Below are 13,596 nucleotides of genomic sequence, written 5' to 3'. Positions count from 1 at the left end.
GCGCTGGTAGGGCCTTTAGTCCGGAAACTGACCCTCATCGTTCCGGACCACTGGGCAGATTGGGGCCTTATGGCACTGGAGCGCACTGCCCCTAGGCAACAGGGTGGAGATCATGAGCTTGCAGCCGGTACTTAGTCCTGCCCAACTCTCCACCATCCATGCCTGGTGGCGGGCGGCCAATTATCTCTCAGTCGGGCAGATCTACCTGATGGATAACCCCCTCCTTCGGGAACCGTTGAGGCCTGAACATATCAAGCCCCGGCTGCTGGGCCACTGGGGGACTACCCCTGGGCTGAACTTCATCTACGCACACTTGAACAGGGCCATCATGGCGCGTGATCTGGACATGATTTACATCATGGGTCCGGGGCATGGTGGGCCGTCTCCAGTCGCGGCAGCGTGGCTCGAAGGCACTTACAGTGAAACCTACCCGGAGGTTTCACTGGATGTGACCGGTATGCGTCGCCTGTTCCACCAGTTCTCCTTCCCGGGGGGCATCCCTAGCCACGTGGCTCCGGAAACCCCTGGCTCCATCCACGAAGGAGGGGAACTTGGCTACGCCCTGTCCCATGCGTACGGCGCAGCTTTCGACAACCCTGAGCTCACCGTTGCAGCGGTGATTGGCGATGGAGAGGCCGAGACCGGACCTCTCGCGGCAAGCTGGCATTCCAACAAGTTCGTTGACCCCCGCAGAGATGGTGCCGTCCTGCCGATCCTTCACCTCAACGGTTACAAGATCGCCAATCCGACCATCCTGGCACGAATCAGTCACGAGGAGCTGGACGATCTGCTGCGCGGATACGGCCATGCCCCGCACTATGTTGAAGGCTCGGATCCGGATCAGATGCACCAGGACTTCGCCCGCGTACTCGATGCCTGCCTCGACGAGATCCGGGACATTCAGTATCGGGCGCGCGTCGAAGGCCAGGCTGAACGCCCCCGATGGCCCATGATCGTGCTCCGGTCGCCCAAGGGGTGGACCGGCCCCGTTGAAGTTGATGGGGTGAAGGTGGAAGGGACCTGGCGTGCGCATCAGGTGCCCTTCAGCGAAGCGCGGGAGAACACCGAGCACCGGGTGATCCTCGAAAAGTGGATGCGCAGTTACCGTCCGGAGGAGCTGTTCAACGACGACGGCACGCCGGTCGCGAGTATCAGCGGATTGCACCCGGACGGTCCCCGACGGATGAGCGCCAACCCCCACGCCAATGGAGGGATCTTGCTTCAGGACCTGCACATCCCGGATTTCCGGGGCTACGCGGTCCAGATCACCAGCCCAGGGACGGGCGCGGTCGAGGCGACGACGGTGCTCGGTACCCTGCTTCGGGACGTGATGAGCGCAAACATGGAATCTTTCCGGGTCTTTGCCCCAGACGAGAACAACTCCAACCGATTAGGTGCGATCCTCGAGGCTACGGGCCGGGCATGGAACGCCGAAACCGTTCCCGGAGACGATCATCTGGCCCGCGACGGAAGGGTAATGGAGATCCTGTCCGAGCACACGTGTCAGGGGTGGCTCGAAGGCTACCTACTCTCCGGTCGACACGGGTTCTTCTCGTGCTACGAGGCGTTCATCCACGTTGTCGATTCGATGTTCAACCAGCACGCCAAATGGTTGAGCACCGCTAACAGCATTTCGTGGCGCCGCCCGGTGGCCTCCCTGAACTACTTGCTGACCTCTCATGTGTGGAGACAGGACCACAATGGGTTCTCGCACCAGGATCCAGGGTTTATCGACCACGCGGTCAATAAGAAAGCTGATGTTGTCCGCGTGTATCTCCCGCCCGACGCGAACACGCTCCTGTCGGTGGCCGACCACTGCCTGCGCAGCCGCCAGTACGTGAACATCATCGTTGCAGGTAAGCAGCCTCAGCTGCAGTACCTCGATATGGAGTCGGCAATCCAGCACTGCACCAAAGGAATTGGCATCTGGGACTGGGCCAGCTCTGATGCAGAGGAGGAGCCCGACGTCGTCATGGGCTGCGCCGGCGATGTCCCGACGATGGAAACGCTGGCCGCGGTCGAGATCCTACAGACCCACTTCCCGGACCTCCGGATCCGGGTGGTCAATGTGGTGGATCTGATGCGGCTGCAAGACCAGACTGCACACCCCCACGGTCTGTCCGGACCGGAGTTTGACTCGCTGTTCACCTCGGACAAGCCAGTGATCTTCGCCTACCACGGGTATCCTTGGCTCATCCACCGGTTGACCTACCGTCAGACGAATCACGACAACTTCCACGTGCGCGGATACAGGGAAGAAGGCACCACCACGACGCCGTTCGACATGTGTGTGATGAACCAGATCGACCGTTTCAACCTGGCCATCGACGTGATTGACAGGGTCCCTCGCCTGAAGGACATCTCCTCCCACTTCCGTGAGGAGTTGAAGAACAAACTGATCGAGCATCGGCAGTACATCCGAACCGAGGGTGAGGATATGCCCGAGATTCGGGATTGGGAATGGACGCCCAGGCCCTGACTGCTAGTTCCCGGGATGCCGGGAGATCAGAATGTTTCCTTTGGCGTGGTGGAGAATGGCCTGCGCCGTGGAGCCAACAGCGCCAATGAACTTCCCCTGTCCGGTTTCGCCGACCACCACAATCCGCGCCGATGCGGCGGCGTTGAGAATGGTGCCAGGTACCGAGTGGCCGGTTACCAGGGCCGGTTCGATCTCGAGGTCCGACACTGCGGCCCGTGCCCGGAGCACAGCAGCGGAGAGAATCTGCATGGCCAACACGTCCGAGCCCGGGTACGAGTGATTGCGCCCAAACAGGCGGACATCATCCCGCACGTGCATGATCTTCAGTGGCGCCCGCCATAGTGCCGCCAGCGCGATCGCATCGTCCAGTGCAGTCTCACTCTTTGGCGACCCGTCGACCCCGATCAGCACAGGCCCAGTCGAGGCCTCCTTAGCGCGAACGACCGCCACAGGACAGTGAGCGGTAGTTGCCAGTTTCAGGCTGACCGAACCAACGAGAAGACCCAGGAATCCGCCCAGTCCGCGGCTACCGACAGTCACCAGATGGGCATCCTGTGACGTCCGGGCGAGGACTTCCGACGGGACCCCAGAGATGAGGCTTGTCTTCACATCGAGCCCGGGAGCCAATCGATTCGCTTCAATTTCACCTTCGGAAAGGACAGCCTCGGCAGCATGCTTGATTCCGCTGTCCGCGATGCCCTCTACTGGCCCGAGATCATGGGTGAGCAGGGGCCAGATCCACCCATGCACTACATGCAGCGTGCGCTCCTCCAGCACCGCCTGTGCTGCCGCCCAGCGCAGAGCTAGCCGTGACTGATCCGAGCCGTCATATCCGACGACGATGCTTTCCTTCATGAGGTGCCGGGCTTTCCAGCTGCTGATTCGTCGGTCGTCGCGCCGTGGGCGATCAGCACCGGACACTGTGCATGTTCGGCGACAGCGGAGCTGACAGACCCGAGCAGCAGTGCGGCGAACCCGCCATGTCCTCGGCTTCCGACGATAAGCATCTGCGCGCCCTGACTCTCGTCCAGGAGCACTCGTGCCGGCGACCCCTGACGGGTCAAGGCACTGACTGTTGCGGGCGGATCGCCGACGAAAGCCTTTGAAAGTGACTCCGACAGTATGGTCTCGGCAACGCTCTTCGGATCCCAGCCGGAAATTGGGAACTCGTAATAGGTGTATGGGACCTGCCACGCTGCCACGGCTCTGATGGTAGTGCCGACCGTGGGAACGAGGCGTGCGGCCCACTGCAACGCGAGGATCGAGGACGGCGAACCGTCGACTCCAACGACAATGAATTTTTCCGGGCTGGGGTGGTCATTCATTGAGTTGTCCGTCCGTTGTGAGCGGGGCTTGGCGCGCAGTTGCGCACGGGTCCTTGGTACCCAGCATCCATTGATCGGCTGGAAGCTCACAGGGGCTTTGGTCCCGTATCGCCCCGGCGGCGGTCGAACCTGGGTCATACCCCTTCCTGTTTCACCCAATCTCCGGTGAAGCAGCCGGATACTGTCCGGATTCTGGGAGGGGTTGGGCGGCCCGGTTTCGGACGACGTGGCTTCGGGCATGTTCGACGGCGGCGTCCAGAGCGGTAAAGAGATGCTTTTGGTGACGCAGGGATTGGAGTACCCCAACTTTGGTGATCAGACGAAGGTGACGGTCCTGGACTCCCTTGACCAGCACTGTGATTCCGCGGCGCTCAAGGGTGTTCACCAGGTCAGCGATGACGCGTGCCCCTGTCGCGTCCAGCGACTGGAGCTGGGACATTCTGATGATTACCACCTCAACATTGCGGGTGTCGCTGACCCGATCCAGCACCCGTTCCGCGGCGGCGAAGAAAAGTGCACCCTCGATCCGGTAGATGGCAATCCGCGAGTCGCCATCCTGGGCCGGACCGGAGATTTCTTCGCGGTGGACCCCGCCGGACTTTACCAGCGACCGTAGCGCGAAGAAGGCTGCCACCAACACCCCGATGCCCACCGCCTGGATCAGGTCGAACGAGACGGTGACAACTGCTGTCACGATGAGCACCACGGTATCGCCGCGGGTTGAACCGACCACGCTGCGCAGTGTGGAAAAGGAGACCATCCGCACGGCGGTAACCATCAGGACACCAGCTAACGCGGCCAGCGGGATTCCTGAGACAGGGCCGGTGGCCAGATAGACCACGAAGAGGAGGACCAGAGCGTGAGTGATTGCCGCGAGCCTGGTACGCCCTCCTGATCGGATGTTCACGGCTGTTCGGGCGATTGCGCCTGTGGCGGGCATGCCGCCGAAGAATCCTGAGGCAACTGAGGCAAGACCCTGGCCAAAGAGTTCCCTGTCTGCATCGTAGGACCCGGTATCTGAGATCGAGGCGGCCACACGTGCGGAGAGCAGTGACTCGATCGCGGCCAGGATGGCGATGGTTGCGGCGGGAGCGGCCAGCACCACGATCAATCCCCAATCCCAGCCCGGCGCTGCTGGGGCGGGTAGGGAATCGGGCAGTGCTCCGATTCTGGCAACGGGCATAGCCAGCACCTGAGCCAACACGCTGGCGACGACGATTCCGACGATCGAGCCGGGAATCCTCGAATGGATTCGTGGGGCAACAATCATGATGAGGGCCACAAGGGCGACCAGGCCAACCGCCGCCATGGATTCTGCGGGGGAGGAAGCGCCGATGGCCTGGAGGGCGGAGATCGCTGAGTTGCTGCTGGGGCCAGCATCCTCGCCAATGGCGGCTGGCACCTGCTGAAGGAAGATGATGACGGCGATTCCCAGGGTGAATCCCTCGATGACGGGCCATGGCAAGAAGGACACGACCTGCCCGAGCTTCAGCACACCAGCAGCGATCACCATCAGACCAGCCATAACGGTGACGAGGGCCAGCGCTTCAATTCCATGCGCCGCTATGACCGGCCCCAATACCACGACCATCGCGCCGGTGGGCCCTGAAACCTGAACGTGGGAGCCACCGAAGACCGCCGCGACCAGCCCCGCGACGACTGCGGTGATGAGACCACTCGCCGCTCCTGCCCCCGAGCTGACGCCGAATGCCAGGGCCAGCGGCAACGCGACGATTCCGACGGTGAGGCCTGCAATGAGGTCGCCCCGCCAGGATCGCGGTACCTGGGAATAGTCCCGGACGGTGGGTAGCAGGGTCCGTAGGGTGGAGAGGGCTCTCACTTGGAGCCGTCGCCAGCGACCGAGTGGCCGGCTGACGCCGAATACTCAAGGTCTTCCTTCGTGGCATGGAGAACGCCCTCGAGGAGCCCCCGGGCAACCGCCAGCAGTTCGGCAACCAGAGGATTGGCAAGCATGTAGAACTGTTGGAGACCCCGCCGCTCCGATTTCACCAGATGATAGCGGCGCAGCACCGACAGGTGCTGTGACAGATGCGAGGCTTCCAATCCGGTAGCTGACAATAGGTCAGACACCGACACCTCGGGTGCGGCAGAGAGTAACTCCAGCACGCGGATACGCACCGGGTGGGCGAGCCCCTTAAAGAGATTCGCTTTCACCTCATAAAGCGGCGCACGAAAATCGGCCATCTTGTAAGTCTCGGGTTGCACGTCCATTGGCATTTCACTCCACTGATTGACTATTTGATCATTCTATCATCCAGGTCAATCTTGAGAGGAAAGCCCTGGGAGCTCGCGGTGCCGGCCGGCTGTACTGGTCGTGCACCGTAGCCATTGAGCCATCCCTCAAAGATTTAGTCGTGGTACTCCGCAAGGTCACCCACCTCCAATGTTCGTCCATCACGGCACACCCTATGGTGGCGCGGGACCAAAGACCCTTACGCCTGGGTGCACCGCGGGTGAGACTGGGATGGCTGCTGCAATACTGTCGCGCTCACTGGGAAGGCAACTTCATGACGTCTGCACCGCTGCGGGACACTACTGAATTGCCGTCCAGCTATCGGACGCATCGTAGCGTCGATTTCAAGAAGGACCGAAAGTTAGCCACCACCATCCAACTGATTTTTGCGCTGGTTGTTCTGGGCTCCGTGGCAGCCGCTTTCCTCTTGGAACTGCCTCTGGGAACGAGCTGGACTCCCGCCTTCACTATCCCAATCACGCTGGGTGCTTGCCTCGCCTACATGGCGATTCACGAAGCAACGCACGGCGTAGTCCTGCAAGCGGTGACGAAAGTGAAGCCCACCTACGCCTTTCGATTTCCGTTTCTGACCACCGGCAACCGCGCTTATCTCACTCGCCAGAATGCAGTGGCTGTCACCGTCGCGCCAGCCATTATCTGGGGAATAGTGCTCATCGCAGCGCAGCTCACAGTTCCGCAGGACTATCTGTTGAGCGCCTACATTCTCCTGACTCTGAACTTTGCTGGTTCGGCCGGCGACTACGTCGAGGTCGCCGTCCTGCTCCGGCAGCCACAGGATGCGTTGGTTAAGGATGATGGGAATCAAATTCATGTGTTCGTGCCGAAGATTTCCCGTGCTGCGAGATGATGCCAGTGGGGATAGCGTGTCGCTCGCTGCGAGGCCGCTCCCATTGACCGCGCATAACCGTTTCTGCCAGCAGCTCCGCCTCGATTGACGTCCCGCATCCCGGGGAGCGGGATAGGAGAGCCGGGGCAGACGACTATCCGCGCCGCTGATGGACCCGACCGGATCGGGCTCTCCGCCGCCGACGTGGCAGTGCGCGTCAAAGGCGGCTTGACCAACGATGCTCCCGATCAATCCAGCCGCAGCCTGTGGGAGATCTTCAGGGCCAACGTTTTCACCCTGTTCAACGCCATCGTCGCCGGAAGCTTCGTATTGCTTCTTATCCTCGGTCAATGGCGGGATGCGCTCTTCGGCTTCGCCGCCGTCGGGAACGCGTTAATCGGGGTGGTGCAGGAGTACAGGGCCAAGAAATCCCTTGACCGACTCGCTGTCCTCAATGCTCCGCGATCCCGGGTGCTCCGGGACGGGGTTGTTCAGGATATTGATGTTCAGGAAGTCGTCAAAGATGATGTGTTGGTGCTTCGCGCTGGAGATCAAGTCACCGCCGATGCGGCGGTGGTGCAGGCGAGTGGCCTGGAAGTCGATGAATCGTTACTCACCGGGGAATCGGAACCTGTCGGGAAGGACGTCGGCGCCGAAGTGTTGTCCGGTTCCAGCGTGGTTAGCGGACAAGGCAGGGCGGTAGTCACCCGGGTCGGTGCTGAGTCCTTCGCAAGCAAACTGACGGCGGAAGCCAAACGCTTCTCACTGGTCCATTCTGAGATTCGTCAGGGTCTCAATCAGGTGCTGCGGTGGATTACCCTGGCACTGCTGCCCGTGATGGCCATTGTCATCAACGGACAGATGCAAAGCCAGGGAGGGTGGCAGGTTGCCATCACAACAGGAACCTGGCGAATCGGAGCAGTGGGCGCCGTCGCGAGCGTCATCGCCATGATTCCGTTGGGCCTGGTGCTGATGACGAGCGTTGCCTTTGCTGTCGGCGCCGTCCGGCTGGCACGCCAAAAAGTGCTCATCCAGGAGCTTGCCGCGGTAGAGGGGCTCGCCCGGGTGGACATGCTGTGCCTGGACAAGACCGGAACACTGACCGTAGGCAAGATCGTGTTCGACGCGGTCCATGACACGGGCAATACCCCGCCGGCCGGATGGAAGCAGGCTCTCGGCTGGTTTGGCGCTGACCCGAACGCCAACGCCACGGCGCGCTGCCTATCCGCGGAATTCCGCGACGAAGGTTCGCTTCGACCGCTCTCCTCAGTCCCGTTTTCCTCCGCCAGGAAGTGGAGCGCTGTGAGCTTCTCCGACGGCACGCCGGCTGCCGGGACGTGGCTACTGGGCGCCCCCGAGATGGTCCTTGACCCAAAGCAACCCGACGCCGGCCGGGCACTTGAGACGGCTGCCGTTCTTGCCGCCTCTGGGTTACGCACGCTGGTTCTGGCACACGCCCCCGGCGCATTGCTCATCGGGGACGACGTCGAAGTGGAGCTTCCGACTGATCACGCTCCAGCGGTTCTGCTCACTTTTCAGGAAAAGGTCCGCCCCGACGCAGCGCGGACCCTGTCCTACTTCAAGGAACAGGGCGTGGAGGTGAAGATTATTTCCGGGGACGATCCGCGGACCGTTGCAGCAGTAGCCAGGAAGGTCGGTGTGACAACCGATGGCGGGTTCGACGCCCGCCAGCTCCCCGACGATCAAGAAGAAATGGCTGAAGTGATGGACCGCCATACGGTATTTGGTCGGGTTACACCGGCCCAGAAGAAGGATATGGTCCGGGCGCTGCAACGACGAGGGCATGTGGTGGCCATGACCGGTGACGGAGTTAACGATGCTTTGGCGCTTAAGGAGGCGGATATCGGGATTGCCATGGACTCGGCAGCGGCAGCGACAAAGGCGGTATCCAGGCTCGTGCTGCTTGATGGGCAATTCGACAGGCTTCCGGGCGTCGTGGCCGAGGGGCGTCGGGTGATCGCCAATATCGAGCGGGTTTCCATGCTGTTTCTGGCCAAAACCGCCTACGCGGTGATCATTTCGATAACCTTTGGCGCACTGCTCTGGGACTTTCCGTTCCTGCCGCGCCAGTTGTCGGCTACTGATGGCATCACCATCGGGATACCCGCATTCTTCCTGGCGCTGATGCCCAACGCTCGACGTTATCGAAGCGGATTCCTGAAACGCTCATTGTCATTCGCCGTGCCCGCCGGGCTCATCATCGCGCTCGCCGTGCTCACCATCAACACCTATTCGCTGTGGGAGGGATCGAGCACTACCGCCGAGCAACGGACAGCTTCAGCTCTCGTCCTGGCCCTCATCGCCCTGTGGGTACTGGTGGTGCTATCCCGCCCGCTGAACCGCTGGCGGGTGTTGATCATTGCCGCTATGTGGGCCGCCCTCGGGTTCGTGCTGGTGGTGCCACCCCTCAGGGATTTCTTTGACTTCACAATGCCCGGGTGGAACCACCTGGCCGCCTCCGCGGTGGTAGCGCTCGCTGGCGCCGTCGCGGTGGAAGTACTGTTCCGGTACCACCGTCAGCGTCTTAACCCGGACGCACTTGAGCATGGGTCTGTGTCATGAGCGTTCACCATAAAACCTGGCACGAGAAGCACAAATCCTCCTTGACCTCCGGCCAACGCGCAGCCGATGTCCTGCGGAATGGGATGGGAAGCTGGCCCTTCGTGGGAGGCTTCATCGGCTTCATGCTGATCTGGGCTGGAATCAATACCTGGGCTCTTGCCGCCGAAGCCTGGGACCCGTATCCGTACATCCTCCTGAACCTTCTGCTCTCGATGCTGGCAGGGCTCCAGGGCGCCATTCTCCTCATTGCCGCGAAAAGACAAGACGCCATCTCTGCTGCCATGGCCCAGCACGACTTCGAAACCAATCTCAAGTCGAAGGAAGAGATTGAGATGCTGATGGCCATCAATGCTCAACAGCTGGAAATTCTGCAGGAGCTCAGGGCCGTAGCCACTAGTGAGGCGAACGAATCCACTGACCGAGCGGTTACCCAAGAACGCCGGGACACGGCATCCGAGACGAACGGGGTCCAAAGCGCCGCGGAAGGGGTCCAAAGACCCTAACGCCAAACCACACCGGCAGGCGACACTGGGGTAGCTGCTGCAATCCTGCCGCACTGACTCGGGAGGCATCTCATGGAAGAATCCAACTCGCCCCGGATCGTTGTGGGTGTTGACGGTTCCGAACAATCAATTGCTGCACTGCGGTTCGCCCGGAAGGTTGCGCCGCCCTTCGGAGCGGTGATCCAGGCCATCAGTACCTGGGACTACCCACCGGAATACGCCGGGTATGTGCCGATCGGGAGCGACAACTTCGACGAGATCACCCAGAAGCGGCTGGATACGGCAGTGCAGGCGGCCTATGGCGAGGACCCCCCTGAGGGTCTGGAGAAGCTGGTGGTCTTTTCCCACCCGTCAAAGGGGCTGGTCAAGGCCGCTGAGGGAGCGGTCATGCTGGTGCTGGGACGACGGGGACACGGGAGTTTCCGGGGACTGCTGATGGGGTCAGTCAGCGGCGCCTGCGTAGCGCATGCCAAATGCCCAGTCCTTGTGGTTGAGGGACCGGCCGGGGAACCGGCGGGGGAGTATTCGTGAGGGCACTGCAGTACCGCACTGTTGGTGCCGCACCCGAACTTGTAGACGTACCAGTGCCCGTGCCGGGTCCAGGTGAGGTCCTGCTGCGTGTCACAGCGGCCGGAGCGTGTCACTCGGACCAGTTCATCATGGACCTCCCCGAGGATCAGTACATCTATGGGCTGCCCCTCACTCTGGGGCACGAGGGAGCTGGCACCGTCGAGTCGTGGGGTGCGGGGGTGTCGGGGCTTCTGGTTGGCGACGCGATGCTGGTTTACGGGCCCTGGGGTTGTGGGCGCTGTTACACCTGCGCCCAGGGCAGGGAAAACTACTGTGAGGTGGCCGCGACGCAGGGGATCAAACCTCCCGGACTCGGGGCCCCTGGGGCGATGGCTGAGTATCTCATTGTTGATGACCCCCGTCATCTGGTGCCACTGGGTGACCTCGATCCGGTTGCCAGTGTGTCGCTGACCGACGCCGGGTTGACCCCCTATCACGCCATCAAGCAGAGCCTGGCGAAATTGGTGCCGGGCTCGACGGCGGTGGTCATCGGTGTGGGCGGTCTCGGTCATGTCGGTGTACAGATCCTCCGTGCATTGAGCGCCACGACGATCGTCGCCGTCGACACGTCAAAGCAAAAATTGGCTCTCGCCCTCGACGTCGGCGCGGACCATGCGCTGCCTCCCGGGGAGGACGCCGAAGTGCAGATCCGCGACCTGACCGGTGGCAAGGGTGCCGCCGCCGTCTTCGACTTTGTCGGTGCCCCAGTGACGACCAGTTTCGCTTCACGGGTAGTGGGTATTGGTGGGGACATCGCCATTGTCGGCGTCGGCGTCGGCACTGTCGACGTCGGATTCTTTTCCACGCCCTGGGACGCCGAGGCCCGGGCCCCCTACTGGGGGTCCAGATCGGAGTTGATGGAAGTGGTGGAGTTGGCGCGCTCAGGAAAAATTAGCGTTGAAGTCGAGGAGTTCCCGCTGTCTGAGGCGCCCGCCGCGTATGAGCGACTGCGTGCCGGTACCCTTCGTGGACGCGCTGTCATCGTGCCGGATTCCCACAAGGCGCCACTGTAATGGAAACCCTGACCTCTCTGTTGACTCCGGATCGACCCATCGTTGTCGCTTTCCGAGATGACGTGACCGGGCCCTTGTTGCTGAGGTGGGCCGCAGAGCGCAGCCAACTCACCGGCCAACCGATCCTCCTGTTGCATGCGCTTCCCGATCCGTCGCTGATGCCGCCAGTGGCTGCAGGAGGGAAGCCGTATGGAAGCCTCCTCGCTGAGGCCAGGCAAGCCATGGATGACGAGTCCCGGCGAGTGTGTAGTGACCACCCCGGCGCCCACGTCACAGCTAACATTCACTGCGGCGATATAGTCGACGCACTGTTGGGCTTTTCCGACGACGCGGCATTGATTGTCGTGGGTGCTGATCGGGTGGACGGCCAAACAGGTGAGTACCTGGGTTCGGTTGGCCAGCAGGTTGCCCTCGGCAGCTTCTCTCCGGTGGTCGTCATCCCCAGGGAAGCGGGCGCTGGTCCCCATTCCACCGCCCGAGGCGTTGTTGTGGGGGTGGACGGCTCGGCGGAGTCCCTCAGTGCGCTTCTGGTGGCTGTCGACGAAGCCGACAGGTCAGAACTGCCCTTGACGGTGGTCACATCTTCAAGCAACCAGCCAGCCAGTGAGGACTTAGCGGTCTCGACGCTTGGCGGTTCGCTCGCCGACCTCCAGGCTGACTATCCCGACGTGGCGGTATCCCGAGTGATCGATACCCTGCGCAGTCCCGATGAATCGCTGGCGTTTCACGCCGCCAGCGCCAGTCTGCTGGTGATTGGCCGGCACGGTCGCGGGGCGAGACCCGGAATACTCCTCGGCTCAGTGACCCACACGCTTTTACTGACTCCGCCGTGCCCCACCATGGTGGTCACTCGTCGCTCGCTACCGGGACCCCCTGCTGTGGAGGGGGTCCCGGTACAACATCGAAGCTTCGGCCAGTGATGCTGGTAGGAACAATCCTCATGAATCGGTCCTTGCGTCCGGGCTCCCAAGGGTGGAGCGGAAGGTGGATGGTTGACATGAGCTCAGCCGTGCGTTGAATAGTTGATGCGTGACCTTTGACCACCACGCTCCAGGCCTGAGAGCCGTCATTCATCACGCCGTCGGCCTCGAAGGCTATCGATGCCCCCTCCGCTTCACGCTGCTTCGATCCCTCAGCAGTTCGGAAGACCAGTGTTCCGTGGTCCACCTGAGCGTTGATCGGAAAAATTTCCGGGTGTCCGTCGACGCACAGGGCTAAGCGTCCGTAGGCCGAATCCCGCAGGAGTTCCCAGCAGGTGTGGACCGGCAGAAAGGATGTGGGTGTAGTCTCGGAGTCCATAGCCCGACAGTATGGTTGGACGCCTCGCTCTGCTAGGGCCGGAAGACCTTATTCGCCGGGTTAGTTAACGCAGGCGCCTTCACATCCAGCACGTTGACGGATTGAAGGTTCGGGGTTCAACTCACTGGAGCCGCACAATGAGCGCCGAACGAACCACCCGGGTTGCTGGCCCCGACGGGGGGACTGAATCCATAAGCTCGATGGTCCACGGCGGCGTAGACCACCTTCTGGCCGGATTTGCGGCGCTGGCCGAGAACCAGGGTTTGCAGACAGTCCTTGAGCGGGTAGTGGCGGCGTCCTGCCGGCTGGTCGATGCGAAGTTTGCAGCTCTTGGCGTCATCGGGCCGGACGGCGTCTTGAACCACTTCATCACAGTGGGACTGGATGAGCACCAGACCGCGCAGATTGGGGCGTTACCGGTGGGGCACGGGGTGCTCGGTTTGCTGATCAGGGAGCCAAGGCCGCTTCGCCTCAAGGACCTACGCCAACACCCGGCAGCGTTTGGCTTCCCGGCGGGTCATCCACAGATGACGTCATTTCTTGGCGTACCAATCAGGGTGCGCGACACAGTCTTCGGCAATCTGTACCTCACCGAAAAAAACGGCGGCGGTGATTTCAGCGAGTCCGACGAGGAACTTACTGTGGCGCTTGCGGCCGCGGCAGGGGTAGCCATCGAGAACATGCGGCTCTTCGAAGCCGAGACCCGCCGGTCCCAGTGGCTGG

General features: G+C 61.9%; 13 protein-coding genes. 8 read left to right on the top strand and 5 right to left on the bottom strand.

The window, feature by feature from the left end:
• Window positions 1-112: 112 nt before the first annotated feature.
• Window positions 113-2,479: a phosphoketolase family protein gene (locus Y703_RS0108570; RefSeq protein WP_026552379.1), complete on the top strand. Its 2,367-nt coding sequence runs from the start codon at window positions 113-115 to the stop codon at window positions 2,477-2,479.
• 3 nt (window positions 2,480-2,482) lie between these two features.
• Here Y703_RS0108570 and Y703_RS0108565 read toward each other — a convergent pair whose 3' ends face one another.
• The 4 genes from Y703_RS0108565 to Y703_RS0108550 all read right to left on the bottom strand — a co-directional run bounded on the left by Y703_RS0108565 (window position 2,483) and on the right by Y703_RS0108550 (window position 6,009).
• The gene (locus Y703_RS0108565) at window positions 2,483-3,334 is read right to left on the bottom strand and encodes a universal stress protein (RefSeq protein WP_026552378.1); all 852 of its coding nucleotides are present in this window, start codon (window positions 3,332-3,334) and stop codon (window positions 2,483-2,485) included.
• Window positions 3,331-3,804 (bottom strand): universal stress protein, encoded by a 474-nt coding sequence (locus Y703_RS18840; RefSeq protein ID WP_051427423.1) that lies wholly within the window; start codon window positions 3,802-3,804, stop codon window positions 3,331-3,333. The genes Y703_RS0108565 and Y703_RS18840 overlap by 4 nt, the downstream gene beginning before the upstream one ends.
• Before the next feature lie 151 nt (window positions 3,805-3,955).
• Complete coding sequence (locus tag Y703_RS18835; RefSeq protein ID WP_035764336.1) at window positions 3,956-5,644, bottom strand: SulP family inorganic anion transporter; 1,689 nt, start codon at window positions 5,642-5,644, stop codon at window positions 3,956-3,958.
• Window positions 5,641-6,009 carry an ArsR/SmtB family transcription factor gene (locus tag Y703_RS0108550; protein WP_035764356.1) on the bottom strand — a complete coding sequence of 123 codons (369 nt, stop codon included), beginning with the start codon at window positions 6,007-6,009 and terminating at the stop codon, window positions 5,641-5,643. The genes Y703_RS18835 and Y703_RS0108550 overlap by 4 nt, the downstream gene beginning before the upstream one ends.
• Window positions 6,010-6,332: 323 nt before the next feature.
• On the opposite strand from Y703_RS0108550, the gene Y703_RS18830 reads away from it, so the two are divergent.
• The 6 genes from Y703_RS18830 to Y703_RS20815 all read left to right on the top strand — a co-directional run bounded on the left by Y703_RS18830 (window position 6,333) and on the right by Y703_RS20815 (window position 12,494).
• Window positions 6,333-6,926, top strand: coding sequence for a DUF3267 domain-containing protein (locus Y703_RS18830; RefSeq protein WP_051427422.1), 594 nt, complete (start codon window positions 6,333-6,335; stop codon window positions 6,924-6,926).
• Window positions 6,927-7,010: 84 nt separating this feature from the next.
• Complete coding sequence (locus Y703_RS18825) at window positions 7,011-9,488, top strand: HAD-IC family P-type ATPase (protein WP_343212882.1); 2,478 nt, start codon at window positions 7,011-7,013, stop codon at window positions 9,486-9,488.
• Complete coding sequence (locus tag Y703_RS18820; RefSeq protein WP_081743452.1) at window positions 9,485-9,991, top strand: DUF1003 domain-containing protein; 507 nt, start codon at window positions 9,485-9,487, stop codon at window positions 9,989-9,991. Before Y703_RS18825 ends, Y703_RS18820 begins: the two co-directional genes overlap by 4 nt.
• 72 nt (window positions 9,992-10,063) lie before the next feature.
• A complete protein-coding gene (locus Y703_RS0108530; protein ID WP_026552376.1) occupies window positions 10,064-10,522 on the top strand; it encodes a universal stress protein in 459 nt (152 codons plus the stop codon).
• Window positions 10,519-11,574 carry an alcohol dehydrogenase catalytic domain-containing protein gene (locus tag Y703_RS0108525; protein ID WP_026552375.1) on the top strand — a complete coding sequence of 352 codons (1,056 nt, stop codon included), beginning with the start codon at window positions 10,519-10,521 and terminating at the stop codon, window positions 11,572-11,574. The genes Y703_RS0108530 and Y703_RS0108525 overlap by 4 nt, the downstream gene beginning before the upstream one ends.
• Entirely contained in the window at window positions 11,574-12,494 is a 921-nt protein-coding gene (locus tag Y703_RS20815; protein ID WP_051427421.1) for a universal stress protein, read from the top strand. Before Y703_RS0108525 ends, Y703_RS20815 begins: the two co-directional genes overlap by 1 nt.
• On the opposite strand, the gene Y703_RS21500 is transcribed toward Y703_RS20815, so the two are convergent.
• A complete protein-coding gene (locus Y703_RS21500) occupies window positions 12,421-12,873 on the bottom strand; it encodes a pyridoxamine 5'-phosphate oxidase family protein (protein WP_026552374.1) in 453 nt (150 codons plus the stop codon). The genes Y703_RS20815 and Y703_RS21500 overlap by 74 nt on opposite strands.
• Before the next feature lie 200 nt (window positions 12,874-13,073).
• Between Y703_RS21500 and Y703_RS18810 the strand changes: the two genes are divergently transcribed.
• Window positions 13,074-13,596: GAF domain-containing protein (locus tag Y703_RS18810; RefSeq protein ID WP_035764347.1), on the top strand; the 523-nt coding region annotated here is incomplete at its 3' end.

The sequence above is a fragment of the Arthrobacter sp. H20 genome (assembly GCF_000520515.1).
Classification (GTDB): Bacteria; Actinomycetota; Actinomycetes; order Actinomycetales; family Micrococcaceae; genus Arthrobacter_D.
Note: the sequence above shows the minus strand (reverse complement) of the source record. Positions and strands in the feature narration are given on the sequence as shown.

Coding starts and splice junctions, on each gene's coding strand:
- Y703_RS21500 (WP_026552374.1), bottom strand. CDS start 12,873: ATGGACTCCGAGACTACACCCACATCCTTTCTGCCGGTCCACACCTGC.
- Y703_RS18830 (WP_051427422.1), top strand. CDS start 6,333: ATGACGTCTGCACCGCTGCGGGACACTACTGAATTGCCGTCCAGCTAT.
- Y703_RS0108565 (WP_026552378.1), bottom strand. CDS start 3,334: ATGAAGGAAAGCATCGTCGTCGGATATGACGGCTCGGATCAGTCACGG.
- Y703_RS20815 (WP_051427421.1), top strand. CDS start 11,574: ATGGAAACCCTGACCTCTCTGTTGACTCCGGATCGACCCATCGTTGTC.
- Y703_RS0108550 (WP_035764356.1), bottom strand. CDS start 6,009: ATGGCCGATTTTCGTGCGCCGCTTTATGAGGTGAAAGCGAATCTCTTT.
- Y703_RS0108570 (WP_026552379.1), top strand. CDS start 113: ATGAGCTTGCAGCCGGTACTTAGTCCTGCCCAACTCTCCACCATCCAT.
- Y703_RS0108530 (WP_026552376.1), top strand. CDS start 10,064: ATGGAAGAATCCAACTCGCCCCGGATCGTTGTGGGTGTTGACGGTTCC.
- Y703_RS18840 (WP_051427423.1), bottom strand. CDS start 3,804: ATGAATGACCACCCCAGCCCGGAAAAATTCATTGTCGTTGGAGTCGAC.
- Y703_RS18820 (WP_081743452.1), top strand. CDS start 9,485: ATGAGCGTTCACCATAAAACCTGGCACGAGAAGCACAAATCCTCCTTG.